Genomic DNA, 14,488 nt, shown 5'->3' on the forward strand with positions numbered 1-14,488 from the left:
TGGAGAAAGAAAATGCCCGGCTGAAGAAGATCGTGGCCGAACTGGAACTGGACAAGCTGATCCTCAAAGAAAGTCTGAACTACCTAAAACCGAGGGCCTGACGACGAGCCAACTTCGTCAGGCCGTCATTCATGCTCGCCAGAAGCTCGGCACATCAGAGCGTCGCACCTGCAAGGTGGTCGGCCTTGCACGCAGCTCCATGCAATACCAGGCCGTAGAGAAGAACGATGATGCTCTTCGACTGGCCATGATCCGTCTGGCCAAGAGCTATGGCCGGTATGGCTACCGTAAGGTGGCGCAGCTACTTCGGGTCGAGGGCTGGCGTGTCAATCACAAGAAGGTGGAACGGCTGTGGCGGGAGGAAGGTCTGCAACTCCCGCAGCGGCACAAGAAGAAGCGTCGCCTGTACCACAAGGACAGCTCGATCATTCGACTCCGACCGACGCATCCTAACCATGTCTGGAGCGTCGATTTCGTTCACGACAAGCTGAGCAATGGGCGGAGCTACAAGATGCTCACGGTTTTGGATGAATACACCCGCCAGGCGCTCGCAGTGGAAGTTCGGACCCGCATGGGTTCTGAAGATGTGCTGGAGGTTCTCTACGGGCTGTTCCTGCGCCACGGAAAGCCTGATTTCGTTCGAAGCGATAACGGCCCAGAGTTCTCTTCACGGGCAACCCAGAGTTGGCTCGAGAAGGTCGGTGTGAACCCGATCCGGATCTACCCGGGCTCTCCCTGGGAGAACGGATACAACGAGAGGTTCAATGGAACGCTCCGCCGCGAGGTTCTCAATTCCGAATGGTTCACAACGACCAAGCAGGCACAGATCGTGATCAATTGCTGGCTCAGGCAATACAACCACACCCGACCGCATCAGGCCCTCAACATGCGCCCACCAGTCCCCGAAACTCTAGTCCGAGATGGCCCATAACACGGGGGCTAGACAGCCGTAATTCGTTGCAGCCTGACAGAAGAATCCCTGTGCGGACGGAAGATTGAGTGCTAAATTTTTTTCTGAAAGCCATGCGGTCGATACCTTTTTAAGGTGTCCGAAATCGACAAGCTAATGCAAAGCACTAATGCTGGATCGTAGGGCAAATTGTGGTGCCAGAAAACAGTCCGTCTGCCATCTCTATTCAAAACAATACCTTACGCGGAAAATTTGGTGCCCAAGGAGAGACTCGAACTCTCACGCCCGTGAAGGCGGGGGATTTTGAATCCCCTGCGTCTACCATTCCGCCACTTGGGCCACGCACAGTGGATTAGCGCCAAGGATCAGGAAGGTCCAGAGGCAAAAAGCGCTCAAATCAAAATCTTGAGCCAACCAATGGTTGACGCCTGCGTGGCCTCGTGATTTGGCTTTCCCGGATTTGAAACGGGATTTGGCGCGGATGCTGAAATCACTTTATGACTGGACCATTCGACTGGCTGACCACCCGCACGCCTTGTGGGCGCTGGCGATTGTGGCCTTTATCGAAAGCTCTTTCTTTCCCATTCCGCCCGATGTCCTGATGATCCCGATGATCCTGGCGCGCCCGTCTCGGGCCTGGCTGATCGCGACTGTGGCGCTGGTCGCCTCGGTACTGGGCGGCTTGTTAGGCTATGCGATCGGTGCGTTTTTCTACGACAGCATCGGACAGCCTATTCTTGAAGCGATGGGCAAAGCGGATGCCATGGCCGAGTTCAATACGCGGTTCAACGATTTCGGCTTTTGGGCGGTTCTGACTGCGGGCGTCACGCCTTTCCCGTACAAGGTGATCACGATCATGTCGGGATGGACCGGGATGCCTCTGGGCACGTTCATCGCCACCTCGATCCTGGCGCGCGCCTTGCGGTTTTTCATCGTCGCCGGGCTGCTTTGGAAATACGGGGAACCGATCCGGGATTTCATCGAAAAACGTCTGGGTCTGATGTTCACCCTGTTCATCTTGCTGCTGATCGGCGGGTTTGCGGCGGTGAAACTGCTATGACCGCGCGCAAGACCCTGATCGCACTCGCGACAGCCGGATCAGCGGCGTTGCTGTTGGGAGCATTGGGCTTTCAGTATCTGGGTAGTCTTGCCCCGTGCAAGATGTGCATCTGGCAACGGTTCCCGCATGGTGCAGCGATTCTGATCGGTGTTCTGGCCTTTGTTTTTCCAGGGATCCGCCCCCTGCCCTTGCTGGGCGCACTGGCCGCTGCCACAACCGCCGGGATCGGGATCTTTCACGCTGGTGTTGAAAAAGGCCTGTGGGAAGGCCCCTCCACCTGCACTTCTGGCAGCATCTCGGGACTTTCGCCCGAGGAACTGCTGAATCAGATCATGAATGCGCCCGTCGTCCGCTGCGATGAAATCGCGTGGGAGATGCTGGGCCTGTCGATGGCCGGATGGAACGCGCTTCTGTCCGCCGGGCTGGTCCTGCTGTGGCTTGCCGCCTGGCGGTTGCGCTGAGCTTTACTGCTCGTCCAGTTCCGCATCCCAATAGAGAAAGTCGATCCAGCTGTCGTGCAGATGGTTTGGCGGGAATTTGCGCCCGATATTGCGCAGCGCCTCGGCGTCCGGTTGACGCGGAGGTTTGGTCAGCGACATCCCGGCCTGGCGCAGCGACTTCGACCCTTTGCGCAGGTTACAGGGGCTGCAGGCGGCAACAACGTTTTGCCAACTGGTCACGCCACCGGCCGCGCGCGGCACCACATGGTCAAAGGTCAGATTGTCCCGGCTGCCGCAATATTGGCATTTGAATTCGTCACGCAGGAATAAATTAAAGCGCGTGAAGGCCACGCGCTTTCTGGGTTTCACATAGTCCTTCAAAACAACAACCGAAGGTATTCGGATCTCGGTACTGGGACTGCGAACAACTTCGTCATATTCGGCCACGATATCCACCCTGTCCAGCCAGGCGGCCTTGATGGCCTCTTGCCAGGGCCAGAGCGACAGCGGGTAGTAAGACAAAGGGCGATAATCGGCATTCAGCACCAGCGCCGGATGCTGTTTGAGCATCCCCGGCTCTCTGACAAATTCGGTCCTGAAATCTCCGTCCATCACAGAATCGCTCCTCGCTCTCAGCTGCCCGTTTGTGACGCCAGAGCGGAGAGCACCCGCTCCGGTCTTATGATGACTATATATCGTGTTAAAACTCTGACAAGTCCTGATTTTCCACAATATGTCGCAGACTGGTTAAGCCGAATCGGTAACAGGCTGATGACAGTTATCCACAGGTTGCGTGGCGCTGGCTTGCAAGCTATTGCCAAGCGCATGTCGTGGTTCATTCGCTTCAACAAACCCTTTGACGTTTTGCCCCAGTTTACCGATCGGGCCAACGCGGACAGCCCGCGCAGCACGTTGTCGGACTATATCGATGTACCGGGTGTCTATCCGGCGGGACGGCTGGATCGCGACAGTGAAGGGCTGATGCTGCTGACAGACAATGGCAGGCTGCAAGCGCAGATTTCGGACCCCAAACACAAGATGGCCAAAACCTATTGGGTGCAAGTCGAAGGCCTGCCTGATCCGGCGGCCCTGAAGGCGTTGCGCGACGGGGTCGAGTTGAAGGATGGCGTGACCCGCCCGGCGAAAGTGCGTCAGATCGACGAACCCGAAGGGATTTGGCCGCGCACTCCGCCGATCCGAGAACGCAAAACCGTGCCCGACAGCTGGATCGAACTGACCATCCGTGAGGGCAAGAACCGACAGGTACGTCGTATGACCGCCGCGGTTGGCCTGCCTACCCTGCGCCTGATCCGGTATCGCATCGGCGACTGGACATTGGACGACCTCGCACCCGGGTCGTGGGACAGCCTGCCGATGCCGTCGCTGAACGCGGCCCACCAGCGCAAACGCGACCGCCGCGCGCGTCGGTGACAATTGCGGGCCTTGTCTGCTAGGCTCGAGCCATGAAAGTGTCACCGGACATACCCACCCCATCGGCGATCTTGGAAGCAGCGCTCTATGCATCGGATCTGGATGCTGCCGAACGGTTTTATGGAGAGGTTCTGGGACTGGAACAGATCCAGCGGGTCAAGGACCGGCACGTGTTTTACCGGGTCGGCGGATCGGTTTTGTTATTGTTCAACTCCGCGCAAACCGAACACCCACCACTCAATCCCGACCTGCCTGTGCCGCCACATGGCGCGCGCGGCCCCGGTCACGTCTGTTTGGTGCTGACCCGAGACGAAATCGCCGTCATGCGTAAACATCTTTTGGACTGGAACATCCCCGTGGATGCCGAGTTTGACTGGCCAAATGGTGCGCGATCTTTGTATGTGCGAGACCCTGCAGGAAACTCGGTCGAGTTCGCCGAACCGCATCTGTGGTCGTAGTCTGATCAGCGTAGCGGCTGCTTTTCTCCACCAACCACCCGGTAAATTTCGCTGGAAACAACACCGATTTCGCCAAGCACCCGACCAAACTCTGCCATATGAGGGGTTGCAAAATGCGCCTCAAGCGCGGCCTGATCTTCCCATTCTTCATAGACCCGAAACAGGTTGACATGGCCCAGAACCTGGCTGAATTCATAGATCAGGCATCCCGGCTCTTTCATCGTTTCCGCAACCATTATCTGCGCCGCTTGGGTCGCAGTTTCGACGTTGTCGGCGGACACTTCGACAGTTCCGGTAACGATCAGCATGGGCCTTCCTTTCTCAGGTCAAACCGTTTCGAGATCCTGTTGACCGGCGTGCCATCGCGCAGCTTGACGCCGTATCGCACCGAGTAGTCAACGAACCCCATCTTGTCGTAATAGCTTAACCCAAGAACGTTATCCGCCCGAATGGTCGCGTTCAGAGTGTTGAACCCAAGCGCTCTGGCCCGTGTTGTTGTCTCGGCGAACAACGCCCGACCAGCCCCGCGCAAAACCGGGTTGCGGCGGGTGAAGGTGGCGATATCGGCGCAGTCTTCGGGCAGCGCCTCGTGCACGCCAAGCCATTGAAACCCCGCAACTTCGCCCGTGTCATCCAGCGCCACGTGGCAGCACACCAGATCCGAGCCCTCTAGATAGCTTTGCGCAAACAAGACCTCGGAAAATGGGATCTCAAAGGCAGTGGTACCGCCCGCAGCGATGATATCGTTCAAGATACGACATGCAGCCGACACATCTTCGCGCATCATCGGGCGGACAAGGATCATGGGTCAGAAACTCAACTTGTCGCGCATGAAGGCCAGCGCCACGCCCAGCCCATCGGGCGCTATACCGTGGCCGGTGCCTTTCATGACATGGGCGTAAACCTCTTTGAAATCTGCCGCCTGCAGCGCTTCGGCAGCCTCGGGCAGCGATTGGGGCGGTACAACATCATCCGCATCTCCGTGCACCAGCAGAATGGGCATCCGGCTGACGGTTTCATCCGGCAGCAGGTCCGGCTCCAGCAGCCGACCGGAAAAGGCCACTATGCCCGCCACCGGGTCTTCTCGGCGCGGCGCCACATGCAGGCTCATCATCGTGCCCTGGCTGAAACCAAACAGAACCACCTGCTCGGGCAGAACATCTTCGTCTACCATCAGGGCATCGAGGAAAGCGTTGAAATCCTCAACCGCCATTTCCATCCCGCGTCGGGCCTCTTCTTCGGATGAACCATCAATCCAGGGGATCGGGAACCACTGAAATCCGTTGGGCATGCCGGGGATCTGTTCGGGCGCGTCAGGGGCCACAAACAGCGTATCGGGCAGATGTTCGCCCAGCGGATCGGCCAGCCCCAGCAGGTCGGCCCCATTCGCGCCATAGCCATGCACGAACACCACGACCGAGCGCGTGTCGCCCGAAACAGGCTCTTTCCGAAGCGCATTCAAAACCCGAGTCATCTGATCCCTTCTCTTTGCTTTGCCACCCGGTAATAGGCCCACAAAACCCGCGCCGCAACCGAGCGCCAGGGCGACCAGGCCTCGGCCATCTGGCGCAGTTCCTTGTCCGTGGGGCGTTTGGGCAGATTGTACAGAACGCGTGCAGCCTCTTGCAGGGCCAGATCACCCGGCGCGATGACATCCGCGCGGCCCAGCGAGAACATGGCATAGATCTCGGCTGTCCAGACACCGATACCCGGCACCTCGGTCAGGATGGCCACAACCTCATCGTCCGGGGTATCGCGCAGTGTCTTAAAGTCGATCCGCGCCTCAGCCAGCGCGCGGGCATAGCGGATTTTCTGGCGGCTCAGTCCCGCTGCCCGCAGGTCGTCATCGCTGGCCCACATGATCTTGCGCGGACCGGTCAGCTTGGCATCTTGCAGGCGTTTCCAAATCGCATTGGCCGAGGCCACGCTGACCTGCTGGCTGACAATCGCGCTTAGCAATTGCGCGAACCCGTCAGGCTTGCGGCGCAGAGGCAGCGGCCCAGTTTGCTCCATCGCATAGGCCATTCGAGGGCACGCGCTGGCCAGCCACTCGGCCCCTTCGGTCACGCAGTCCGGCGTTTCGATGATACGGCCAACGGACATGCGCCCCCCTTCAGTCTGGCTGTCCCGCGCACGTTAGGCGCATGTGCCGCAGATGCAACCCGCTTGTGCCGTCGAAGTTTCACCGATACGCATAGGCCCATGACAATGTCGACCGCCACCCCGGACAATTCACTGGCCAAACGCAATGTTGCCGTTCTGGTCGCGGCGCAGGCCATCCTGGGTGCACAGATGCCAATGATGTTCATCGTCGGTGGGCTGGCCGGGCAGTCACTGGCTTCGAATCCCTGTCTGGCGACACTACCCATTTCTTTGATTGTTCTGGGGTCGATGCTGTCGGCCACACCCATTTCGGCGATCATGCAACGCTGGGGCCGACGCGCAGGGTTTCTGATCGGCGCCACGGCTGGCGCATTGGGGGCCTTGATCGGTGCCTATGGCCTGTTTCTGGGCTCGTTTCCTGTGTTTCTGGCTGGCAGCCTGCTGACCGGTGTCTATATGAGCGCCCACGGATTCTATCGCTTTGCAGCTGCCGACACGGCGTCGGACGACTTCAAACCCAAGGCGATCTCTTACGTCATGGCAGGCGGTCTTGCTGCCGCGATCATCGGGCCGCAGATCGTCAAACTGACCTCACAGGCCTATGTGATCCCCTTTCTGGGCACCTATCTGGCGGTCATTGCGCTGAACCTCTTTGGAGCGCTCTTGTTCTTTGCGCTTGATATCCCAACACCCGAACGCCCGGATGAAACCCATCCCAAAGGCCGCAGCCGGTTGGAACTGCTCAGAACCCCCCGCATCGCGGTGGCGGTGATCTGTGGCATGGTCTCTTACGCGCTGATGAACCTGGTGATGACTTCGACACCTTTGGCGGTGGTGGGCTGTGGCTATACCGAGGGCGACGCCGCCGATATCGTCACCGGCCATGTGCTGGCCATGTTCATCCCCAGCTTTTTCACCGGCCATCTGATCGCACGCTTCGGCGTTGAAAAGATTGTGGCGATTGGCCTGATGATCCTGGCTGCTGCCGGAGTTGTTGCCTTGCAAGGGGTTGAACTGGGCAATTTCTATCTTGCCCTCTTCCTTCTGGGTATCGGCTGGAACTTTGGCTTTATCGGCGCAACGGCGATGCTGGCTGAAAGCCATACCGAGGCGGAACGCGGTCGGATGCAGGGCCTTAATGACCTGCTGGTCTTTGGTGGCGTCACCTTTGCTTCGGTGGCGTCTGGCGGGCTGATGAACTGTTCGGGGGGTTCGGCAATCGAAGGCTGGACAGCCGTGAACCTGGCGATGATCCCGTTGCTGACGCTGGCGGGCGGCGCGCTGCTTTGGTTGGTTCTGCGCCCGGCCGATCCCGAAACGGCCTGAGGCCTCTACCAACGCCCGGTGCTCGCCACCCGCATCAGGGACAATCTGCGTCTCAACTCACCCTGCGCCAACTGCCCATTGGCCACGCGTTGCGGCTGCGCCATTGCTTTGCGCAAAACCCACCCCGCTTGCCACCCTGCAAAGAGTGCAGGTCGCGATGAAGGCGGCACCTTGGAGCGTTGAGATTGCGCGTTCTCAAGCCGGGCCAAGGCCTTTTCAGCCAAAGCTTGCACACCCTCGGCTGTACCATCCAACAAAGGGATACGCCCCCGGCTTTCCAGTTCCGGGATTGCGCGGAACCAGTTGGCAACGCCCACCGCATAGCCAAAATCACGCAGGACCTCTTCGTCCGCCGGGCCAAGTGCCTGCGCAGCCGCCACCATCAGGCTGCCCGCGCTGTGATTGATATAGGCGTCAAAATGCGCCTCGTCTTCGAACGGGTCTTTATAGACATCCCAACGCCTTACCGCGACATATTCATCCAGAATCGAGGCCAGATGTGAGGACAGAACAGCTGACAACGGCGTCACCACCTCGTGCCGCCGCACCTCGGGACCTTCGGCAATCTCTTGCAACGCATCCCGCCACCATTGCAAACGCATCTCGGCAATCATCGGCTCTTGCGTGACCCAAGGCGCGCGCGCGACCTCGACATTCAACGCGTAGATCGGAAATAGTACGGCACGCGCCTCAACAGGTGCTGCCATCGCCGCCATGAACCGATCGGGATCCGCGCGATGCACAAGCGCAGCGCAGGCCTTAACGTCTTCGCTGAAACCAGTCGTCATTCCGCCGCCGCCGGTTGCGCCCCGCAATCGCGAACCAGTTTCCACTGGATCGCGTCCAGCAAAGCCTCGAACGAGGCATCAACGATGTTCGCACTCACCCCCACTGTCGACCAACGCCGCCCCTGACCGTCTTCGCTGTCGATGATAACGCGCGTGACCGCTTCGGTCCCGCCCTGGGTTATGCGCACTTTGAAATCCACCAGATGCATATCGTCCAGAATCGGGGAATACTGCCCCAGATCCTTGGCCAAGGCGCGCGCCAGCGCGTTCACCGGCCCCCGGTCGCTGCCTGCGTCATCAAGCGATTCACTGACCGAAAGCTTCTTTTCACCGTCCACCTTCACCACAACGACCGCCTCGGAGAGGCTGACCATCTTGTTGTACTTGTTTTTGCGCCGCTCAACCGTGACCTTATATCGCTTTACCTCGAAGAAATCCGGTAGTTGCCCCAGTTCGGCCCGTGCCAACAACTCGAAACTGGCCTGCGCGGTGTCATAGGAATAGCCCTCGGCCTCGCGCATCTTGATCAGATCCAGGATCCGCCCCAAAGCTGGGTCACCCGCTTCGACAACAAGCCCCGCTTCGGTCAGACGCTTGCGCAGGTTCGATTGCCCGGCCTGGTTCGACATCGGAATGATGCGCGCGTTGCCCACCTGCGCGGGATCAATGTGTTCATAGGTCGACGGATCCTTGAGGATCGCGCTGGCATGCAGCCCGGCCTTATGGGCAAAGGCCGATGCCCCCACATAGGCCGATTGCTTGCTGGGCACCCGGTTCAGAATATCATCCAACATGCGGCTGATCCGGGTCAGACCCGCCAGAGCCTCGGCATCCACACCAATCTCAAAGCCCGACGCATAAGGCTCTTTCAACAGCAAGGTCGGGATCAGGGCAGTCAGGTTGGCATTGCCGCAACGCTCCCCCAACCCGTTCAACGTGCCCTGAACCTGCCGAGCGCCCGCGTCCACAGCCGCCAGCGAACAGGCCACCGCGTTTTCAGTGTCGTTATGGGTGTGAATGCTCAAATGATCACCGGGAATGCCTGCTGCAATCACCTCGGACACGATCCGCCCTACCTCGCCCGGCAAAGCGCCGCCATTGGTGTCACACAGCACCACCCAGCGCGCGCCCGCCTCTAACGCGGCACGACAGACCTCAACCGCATAGCCAGGGTTGTCCTTATAGCCATCAAAGAAATGCTCGGCATCAAACAGGGCCTCACGCTCCTGCGCCACGATATGCGCAACCGAGGCTCGGACGTTTTCGACATTCTCTTCCAGCGTGATCCCCAGCGCGTGAGAGACATGATAATCATGCGACTTACCCACCAGACAAACCGCCTGCGTGCCTGCATTCATCACGGCGGCCAGAACGTCATCATTCTCAGCCGAACGCCCTGACCGCTTGGTCATGCCAAAGGCCGTCAAACGGGCAGACGTCTTGGGTGCGGCCTCAAAAAACGCACTGTCTGTGGGGTTCGCCCCGGGCCAGCCGCCTTCGATATAGTCCACGCCCAACGCATCCAGCGCCTGTGCGATCTGTACTTTCTCAGCGGTCGAGAACTGCACGCCCTGCGTCTGCTGCCCATCGCGAAGGGTGGTGTCGTAAAGATAAAGCCGTTCTTTGCCCATCACACAGCCTCCAGCTTGGCCGCATCAAACCCAGGACCGGGCACCAGTTCGACACCGTCCTTGCTCATACGCACTTCCAGCCCCGCCGCGACAAAGGCTGCCTTAAGGCGATCCACTTCCGAGAAGTCCTTGTTTTGCATGGCCAAAGCCCGCGCACCGGCCAAACGATCCGCATGTGCCGTCAGGTCCACCGCATCGGTATCAGCCCATTGACCCATCTCGGGCTCCAGCAGACCCAAGACCTGCGCGCTGGCCAGTAACCCAGCCGCATCACCCTCTGATGCCAAACGGTGCAGCTCGGTCAGGGCCCCCGCCGTGTTCAGATCATCCGCTAGCGCTTCGATCACCGCAGGGGCCGCGCTGGCGGCGGGTTCGATGCCCGCTGTCAGCGCCCGCCACTTGCGCAGCGTTGCCTCAGCGGCGCGCGCCTTCTTCTCGGTCCAGTCCATCGGCTTGCGATAGTGCGTCTGTAAGAAGACAAAGCGGATCACTTCGCCCGGGACACCCTGTTCCAACAAGTCATGCACGGTGAAGAAATTGCCCAGAGACTTGGACATCTTCTTACCTTCGACCTGCAACATCTCATTGTGCAGCCAGACCCGCGCAAACTCGCCCTCTGGGTGGGCGCAGCAGCTTTGCGCGATCTCGTTCTCATGATGCGGGAACATCAGGTCATTGCCGCCACCATGGATATCGAAACTCGCTCCCAGCAACTCATAGGCCATGGCCGAGCATTCGATATGCCAGCCCGGACGCCCCCGCCCCCAGGGGCTGTCCCATCCCGGCAAGTCATCACTCGATGGCTTCCACAGGACAAAATCCATCGGGTTTCTCTTGTAAGGCGCCACTTCGACCCGCGCCCCGGCGATCATGTCATCCACTGACCGCCCCGAGAGCTTGCCATAGCCTTCCTTCCAACGGTCCACAGCAAACAGCACATGGCCTTCAGCCACATAGGCATGACCCTTGGCAATCAGATCTTCGATCATTTCGACCATCTGGCGAATATATTGCGTCGCCCGCGGCATCGCGTTGGGCTCCAACGCCCCAAGCGCCCCCATATCGTGCAGATACCAGCCGATGGTCTCATCCGACCGCTCTTGCACCAAGTGCTCCAGCGACCCCTCGGCCCCGGCCTCTTTGCGGGCCAAGGCCGTGGCGTTGATCTTGTCATCCACGTCGGTGAAATTGCGCACGTAAGTCACCTGCTCCGTACCATAGACATGGCGCAGCAGACGGTAGAGCACATCAAACACCACGACGGGGCGCGCGTTGCCCAGATGGGCGCGGTCATAGACGGTGGGTCCACAGACATACATCCGCACGTTTTCAGGGTCGATCGGAACAAAATCTTCTTTTGTCCGCGTCCGCGTATTGTGCAGTTTGATCGTCGTCATCAGGCCATGCTCCTGGGCTTGCGCGTTGGCGCGGGCTTAGCAACTTGTCTCAGAGATGAAAACGAAAGAAACCGGCCCGCTGGAAAAATCAGCAGGAAATGCAGCAGATAATGATGCAGGTCATCCGGTTCATGCCGGGACCATAGCAGGTGACATTCTTTGCGCCAAGCCGTTGAAATGGTAAAATGGCCCGTGTTTCTTATTTGTGGTGGCCGTTATGTTGAAAAAATCCGATGCCAAGAACCTGTTTTTTCTAAGTCAAACCAGCAAACGGATCCGGCTGCTGGAACGCAAGATGACGCCCGTGCTGAAGCAGTTGGATTTGATGATCAAGATGTCAGGCCTGCCCGTTTTGGACGCCAGCACCCTGTCACGTGAGGCCACCGCCGCCCTTAAAACCATGGTCGATGTCGACAAAGAGCTGCGCAGCATTCTGGCGCTAGCCTCGAAGAATATCAAAATGCTGTCGCGTGCCGAACGAAAGACCGCTGCGGACAATTTCCGAGGGCAAGTGCGAACCTTCGAAAAGCGCTATATGGATGCAGCTTTCAAAAAGGCTCAGACGCTTGGGAAAATCTCGAAAAGCAAAGAAACCCATGTCAGTTCCAGCCCCAACAGCCCCTTTGTGGTGATCTTGCGCATTATTCAGATCATCATTTTGATGAACAAGTATTACCGCTCTGAAACGAAGAAACTCTGAGATGTCGCGCGCCGCGGTCAACAATATCTGTCAAAAGCTGCCGGGCGCCGAGCTGTCCGATCCCTGGGGCGGCGGCCATGACGCCTGGAAAGTCTGTGGCAAAATGTTCGCCTGTATCGGCGCGGTTCAGGACGGCGTATCGGTCAAGACCCGTGATATCGAAACGGCACAGATGTTGATCGACGCCGGAGTCGGCGTCAAAGCCCCCTATTTCCACCGCAGCTGGATCCGGCTCCCGCTTGATGCAGAACCGTCCGAGATGCGCCACCGCTTGCTGAGTTCCTACGATCTGGTACGCGCATCGCTGACCAAAAAATTACAAGCCACGCTGCCGCCACGCGACGATTGACATTTCGCGCGCGCTCTGCCCCAAGTTCGGCAACACACTCGTCCCGGAGCAGCCAATGAAATTGTCGCATCACATCACCCATTTGACCGGAGACAGCGACGGTTGGGATGTATTCTATCGCGCGCGGCGAATGATCCGGGACGGGCACGAGGTCACCGAATTGACCATCGGTGAACATGACATTCGAACAGATCAATCGATCCTGGCCGCGATGGACGCCTCCGCGCTCGGAGGGCACACCGGATATGCCATGGTCCCCGGCACCGATTCACTGCGTGACACAGTGGCAGCCCGTGTGCAGGCGCGCACCGGCGTACCGACCACGCGCGACAACGTTCTGATCACGCCCGGCGGTCAGGCGGCCCTGTTTGCGGCCCATAAAGCTGCGTGTGACCCCGGTGACGTGGGGCTGTTTATGGATCCCTATTACGCCACCTATCCCGGCACGATTCGGGCGGCAGGCGCGCAGGCGCGGGCCATTCAGACCCGAGCCGAAGATTCCTTTCAACCCCGTGCCGGACTGATCGAAGAGCAGGCCGCCGGGGCGGTTTCATTGCTGATCAACTCCCCCAACAACCCGACCGGGGTGGTCTATTCCGCGCAGACGCTGAGCGATATTGCCGGCTTGTGTCAGCGCCGAAATCTCTGGCTGATCTCGGATGAGGTTTACGACACACAGGTCTGGGAAGGTTCGCATATCTCGCCGCGTTCTCTTCCTGGCATGGACCAGCAAACGCTGGTTGTTGGCTCAATGTCCAAGTCTCATGCCATGACAGGATCGCGCTGCGGTTGGATTGTCGGGCCTGAAACCGCAATTGAACATCTGATCAACCTTGCGACCCATACCACCTATGGTGTGCCCGGATTTATTCAGGACGCGGCAGAGTTTGCCTTGAATGCCGGTACTGCCCTTGAAGACAAAATCTCGGCGCCGTTCATCCGCCGCCGTGCCATTGCCATCGACATCCTGTCGCGCCAGCACGTGATCCATCTGGTTCCGGCGCAAGGGGCCATGTATCTGATGCTGGATATTCGTGCCACTGGTCTGAGCGGTGAGGCCTTTGCAAATGCGCTTTTGGACACCCACGCCATCGCCGTCATGCCCGGTGAAAGCTTTGGCAGATCTGCTGCTGGCCACATTCGGGTTGCGATGACGGTTGAGGATGAGAAATTCGCCGCATCCCTCGGAATTCTATGTGATTTCGCAGCTGGCCTGGCGCAGAAATCCGGAGCGGCCTAGAAGGTCAGAAGCGAAAGGTTGTGCGCAGGTTGAACACGTTGGCGTCAAGTCCTCCGCCCGACTCGGGCAGCCCGTCAAAATCCTGTCGCAACGCCTCACCGCTGATAATGAAACGGTCGTTGATCGGATAGGCAACACCGATTCCATAAACCGCAGCCGTATCGCTATCGCCCGAGGTTTCAGCGCGTGCGGTCCCAACGACCACATATCCCAACGCCGAGCCGAAATCATACCCGCCGCGCAGCTTTAAGCGAGACATGCTGTCCAGGCTGCCCTCAGATTGGCCAAGGTCCAAGTTAAACCGGTTGTACTCAAGCTCGCCGCCCAGAACGATATTGCCGAAATCATAGTCGAAACCGACATGTGGCCCGAAAATACCGGTACTGCCGCCGCTACCTGCGGGCCCATCAACATCCGCATAACCGAAACTGAATCCAGCATAGGCGCCCGTCCAATCCTCGGCCAAAGTCGGACTGGCAAAAGCCGCTATTGCAGAGAACGATATTGCCTGGATCAGTTTCAACAGCAACTCCGAAAACGGAACGAGGTTTGCCCTCTTCACCCCAAACGCGGGGAAAATGGCCTCAATTCCCTATGATCAACTCATTTCACCAATAACCTAAGGTCAGGTTAACAGATTTCGAAGCTGCAGCGT

Annotated in this window: 19 protein-coding genes and 1 tRNA gene; 10 read left to right on the plus strand and 10 right to left on the minus strand. The window is 58.8% G+C overall.

What is annotated here, in order from left to right; genetic code table 11:
• The first annotated feature begins 97 nt into the window (after positions 1-97).
• Positions 98-931 (plus strand): IS3 family transposase, encoded by an 834-nt coding sequence (locus tag GOW40_RS08470; protein WP_254444396.1) that lies wholly within the window; start codon positions 98-100, stop codon positions 929-931.
• Between the two features lie 232 nt (positions 932-1,163).
• Here GOW40_RS08470 and GOW40_RS08475 read toward each other — a convergent pair.
• A tRNA-Leu gene (locus GOW40_RS08475) sits at positions 1,164-1,249 on the minus strand.
• Positions 1,250-1,391: 142 nt separating this feature from the next.
• Between GOW40_RS08475 and GOW40_RS08480 the strand changes: the two genes are divergently transcribed.
• Both GOW40_RS08480 and GOW40_RS08485 read left to right on the plus strand, forming a co-directional pair.
• Positions 1,392-1,970: a YqaA family protein gene (locus tag GOW40_RS08480; protein ID WP_171099288.1), complete on the plus strand. Its 579-nt coding sequence runs from the start codon at positions 1,392-1,394 to the stop codon at positions 1,968-1,970.
• The gene (locus GOW40_RS08485) at positions 1,967-2,431 is read left to right on the plus strand and encodes a disulfide bond formation protein B (protein WP_171129626.1); all 465 of its coding nucleotides are present in this window, start codon (positions 1,967-1,969) and stop codon (positions 2,429-2,431) included. The genes GOW40_RS08480 and GOW40_RS08485 overlap by 4 nt, the downstream gene beginning before the upstream one ends.
• Positions 2,432-2,434: 3 nt before the next feature.
• On the opposite strand, the gene GOW40_RS08490 is transcribed toward GOW40_RS08485, so the two are convergent.
• Entirely contained in the window at positions 2,435-3,022 is a 588-nt protein-coding gene (locus GOW40_RS08490) for an HNH endonuclease (protein ID WP_171099292.1), read from the minus strand.
• Between the two features lie 213 nt (positions 3,023-3,235).
• On the opposite strand from GOW40_RS08490, the gene GOW40_RS08495 reads away from it, so the two are divergent.
• Positions 3,236-3,841 carry an rRNA large subunit pseudouridine synthase E gene (locus tag GOW40_RS08495; protein WP_171130482.1) on the plus strand — a complete coding sequence of 202 codons (606 nt, stop codon included), beginning with the start codon at positions 3,236-3,238 and terminating at the stop codon, positions 3,839-3,841.
• A gap of 32 nt (positions 3,842-3,873) precedes the next feature.
• On the plus strand, positions 3,874-4,299 hold the full coding sequence (locus GOW40_RS08500) for a VOC family protein (RefSeq protein WP_171129628.1): 426 nt from the start codon (positions 3,874-3,876) through the stop codon (positions 4,297-4,299).
• A 5-nt stretch (positions 4,300-4,304) separates the two neighbouring features.
• On the opposite strand, the gene GOW40_RS08505 is transcribed toward GOW40_RS08500, so the two are convergent.
• From GOW40_RS08505 to GOW40_RS08520, 4 genes are read right to left on the minus strand one after another with little or no spacing between them, the layout of a single operon-like run.
• The gene (locus tag GOW40_RS08505; protein ID WP_171129630.1) at positions 4,305-4,607 is read right to left on the minus strand and encodes a putative quinol monooxygenase; all 303 of its coding nucleotides are present in this window, start codon (positions 4,605-4,607) and stop codon (positions 4,305-4,307) included.
• Entirely contained in the window at positions 4,601-5,104 is a 504-nt protein-coding gene (locus tag GOW40_RS08510; protein ID WP_171129632.1) for a GNAT family N-acetyltransferase, read from the minus strand. Before GOW40_RS08510 ends, GOW40_RS08505 begins: the two co-directional genes overlap by 7 nt.
• A 3-nt stretch (positions 5,105-5,107) precedes the next feature.
• Positions 5,108-5,773, minus strand: a complete 666-nt coding sequence (locus GOW40_RS08515) for an alpha/beta hydrolase (protein ID WP_171129634.1) — start codon at positions 5,771-5,773, stop codon at positions 5,108-5,110.
• Positions 5,770-6,402 carry a DNA-3-methyladenine glycosylase gene (locus tag GOW40_RS08520; protein ID WP_171129636.1) on the minus strand — a complete coding sequence of 211 codons (633 nt, stop codon included), beginning with the start codon at positions 6,400-6,402 and terminating at the stop codon, positions 5,770-5,772. Before GOW40_RS08520 ends, GOW40_RS08515 begins: the two co-directional genes overlap by 4 nt.
• Before the next feature lie 99 nt (positions 6,403-6,501).
• Between GOW40_RS08520 and GOW40_RS08525 the strand changes: the two genes are divergently transcribed.
• On the plus strand, positions 6,502-7,728 hold the full coding sequence (locus GOW40_RS08525; RefSeq protein ID WP_171099303.1) for an MFS transporter: 1,227 nt from the start codon (positions 6,502-6,504) through the stop codon (positions 7,726-7,728).
• Between the two features lie 5 nt (positions 7,729-7,733).
• Here GOW40_RS08525 and GOW40_RS08530 read toward each other — a convergent pair whose 3' ends face one another.
• From GOW40_RS08530 to cysS, 3 genes are read right to left on the minus strand one after another with little or no spacing between them, the layout of a single operon-like run.
• Positions 7,734-8,516 carry a squalene/phytoene synthase family protein gene (locus tag GOW40_RS08530; protein ID WP_171129640.1) on the minus strand — a complete coding sequence of 261 codons (783 nt, stop codon included), beginning with the start codon at positions 8,514-8,516 and terminating at the stop codon, positions 7,734-7,736.
• The gene (gene cimA, locus GOW40_RS08535) at positions 8,513-10,147 is read right to left on the minus strand and encodes a citramalate synthase (protein ID WP_171129642.1); all 1,635 of its coding nucleotides are present in this window, start codon (positions 10,145-10,147) and stop codon (positions 8,513-8,515) included. The genes GOW40_RS08530 and cimA overlap by 4 nt, the downstream gene beginning before the upstream one ends.
• Positions 10,147-11,544: a cysteine--tRNA ligase gene (cysS, locus tag GOW40_RS08540; RefSeq protein WP_171129644.1), complete on the minus strand. Its 1,398-nt coding sequence runs from the start codon at positions 11,542-11,544 to the stop codon at positions 10,147-10,149. Before cysS ends, cimA begins: the two co-directional genes overlap by 1 nt.
• Positions 11,545-11,599: 55 nt before the next feature.
• Between cysS and GOW40_RS22335 the strand changes: the two genes are divergently transcribed.
• From GOW40_RS22335 to GOW40_RS08555, 4 genes are read left to right on the plus strand one after another with little or no spacing between them, the layout of a single operon-like run.
• Positions 11,600-11,728 (plus strand): hypothetical protein, encoded by a 129-nt coding sequence (locus GOW40_RS22335; RefSeq protein ID WP_256367842.1) that lies wholly within the window; start codon positions 11,600-11,602, stop codon positions 11,726-11,728.
• Positions 11,729-11,761: 33 nt separating this feature from the next.
• Positions 11,762-12,244, plus strand: a complete 483-nt coding sequence (locus tag GOW40_RS08545) for a hypothetical protein (RefSeq protein WP_171099311.1) — start codon at positions 11,762-11,764, stop codon at positions 12,242-12,244.
• A gap of 1 nt (position 12,245) precedes the next feature.
• Positions 12,246-12,593 (plus strand): MmcQ/YjbR family DNA-binding protein, encoded by a 348-nt coding sequence (locus GOW40_RS08550; RefSeq protein WP_171129646.1) that lies wholly within the window; start codon positions 12,246-12,248, stop codon positions 12,591-12,593.
• Positions 12,594-12,648: 55 nt separating this feature from the next.
• Positions 12,649-13,833 (plus strand): pyridoxal phosphate-dependent aminotransferase, encoded by a 1,185-nt coding sequence (locus GOW40_RS08555; RefSeq protein WP_171129648.1) that lies wholly within the window; start codon positions 12,649-12,651, stop codon positions 13,831-13,833.
• A 4-nt stretch (positions 13,834-13,837) separates the two neighbouring features.
• On the opposite strand, the gene GOW40_RS08560 is transcribed toward GOW40_RS08555, so the two are convergent.
• Positions 13,838-14,356 (minus strand): outer membrane protein, encoded by a 519-nt coding sequence (locus GOW40_RS08560; protein WP_171099317.1) that lies wholly within the window; start codon positions 14,354-14,356, stop codon positions 13,838-13,840.
• Between the last annotated feature and the right edge of the window lie 132 nt (positions 14,357-14,488).

Source organism: Ruegeria sp. HKCCA6707 (assembly GCF_013033515.1).
Lineage (GTDB): Bacteria > Pseudomonadota > Alphaproteobacteria > Rhodobacterales > Rhodobacteraceae > Ruegeria.

What these genes read in the sequence shown, in the direction of transcription:
- GOW40_RS08480 (WP_171099288.1), top strand. Translation starts at nt 1,392, where the DNA reads ATGCTGAAATCACTTTATGACTGGACCATTCGACTGGCTGACCACCCG.
- GOW40_RS08485 (WP_171129626.1), top strand. Translation starts at nt 1,967, where the DNA reads ATGACCGCGCGCAAGACCCTGATCGCACTCGCGACAGCCGGATCAGCG.
- GOW40_RS08490 (WP_171099292.1), bottom strand. Translation starts at nt 3,022, where the DNA reads ATGGACGGAGATTTCAGGACCGAATTTGTCAGAGAGCCGGGGATGCTC.
- GOW40_RS08495 (WP_171130482.1), top strand. Translation starts at nt 3,236, where the DNA reads ATGTCGTGGTTCATTCGCTTCAACAAACCCTTTGACGTTTTGCCCCAG.
- GOW40_RS08500 (WP_171129628.1), top strand. Translation starts at nt 3,874, where the DNA reads ATGAAAGTGTCACCGGACATACCCACCCCATCGGCGATCTTGGAAGCA.
- GOW40_RS08505 (WP_171129630.1), bottom strand. Translation starts at nt 4,607, where the DNA reads ATGCTGATCGTTACCGGAACTGTCGAAGTGTCCGCCGACAACGTCGAA.
- GOW40_RS08510 (WP_171129632.1), bottom strand. Translation starts at nt 5,104, where the DNA reads ATGATCCTTGTCCGCCCGATGATGCGCGAAGATGTGTCGGCTGCATGT.
- GOW40_RS08515 (WP_171129634.1), bottom strand. Translation starts at nt 5,773, where the DNA reads ATGACTCGGGTTTTGAATGCGCTTCGGAAAGAGCCTGTTTCGGGCGAC.
- GOW40_RS08520 (WP_171129636.1), bottom strand. Translation starts at nt 6,402, where the DNA reads ATGTCCGTTGGCCGTATCATCGAAACGCCGGACTGCGTGACCGAAGGG.
- GOW40_RS08525 (WP_171099303.1), top strand. Translation starts at nt 6,502, where the DNA reads ATGACAATGTCGACCGCCACCCCGGACAATTCACTGGCCAAACGCAAT.
- GOW40_RS08530 (WP_171129640.1), bottom strand. Translation starts at nt 8,516, where the DNA reads ATGACGACTGGTTTCAGCGAAGACGTTAAGGCCTGCGCTGCGCTTGTG.
- cimA (WP_171129642.1), bottom strand. Translation starts at nt 10,147, where the DNA reads ATGGGCAAAGAACGGCTTTATCTTTACGACACCACCCTTCGCGATGGG.
- cysS (WP_171129644.1), bottom strand. Translation starts at nt 11,544, where the DNA reads ATGACGACGATCAAACTGCACAATACGCGGACGCGGACAAAAGAAGAT.
- GOW40_RS22335 (WP_256367842.1), top strand. Translation starts at nt 11,600, where the DNA reads ATGAAAACGAAAGAAACCGGCCCGCTGGAAAAATCAGCAGGAAATGCA.
- GOW40_RS08545 (WP_171099311.1), top strand. Translation starts at nt 11,762, where the DNA reads ATGTTGAAAAAATCCGATGCCAAGAACCTGTTTTTTCTAAGTCAAACC.
- GOW40_RS08550 (WP_171129646.1), top strand. Translation starts at nt 12,246, where the DNA reads ATGTCGCGCGCCGCGGTCAACAATATCTGTCAAAAGCTGCCGGGCGCC.
- GOW40_RS08555 (WP_171129648.1), top strand. Translation starts at nt 12,649, where the DNA reads ATGAAATTGTCGCATCACATCACCCATTTGACCGGAGACAGCGACGGT.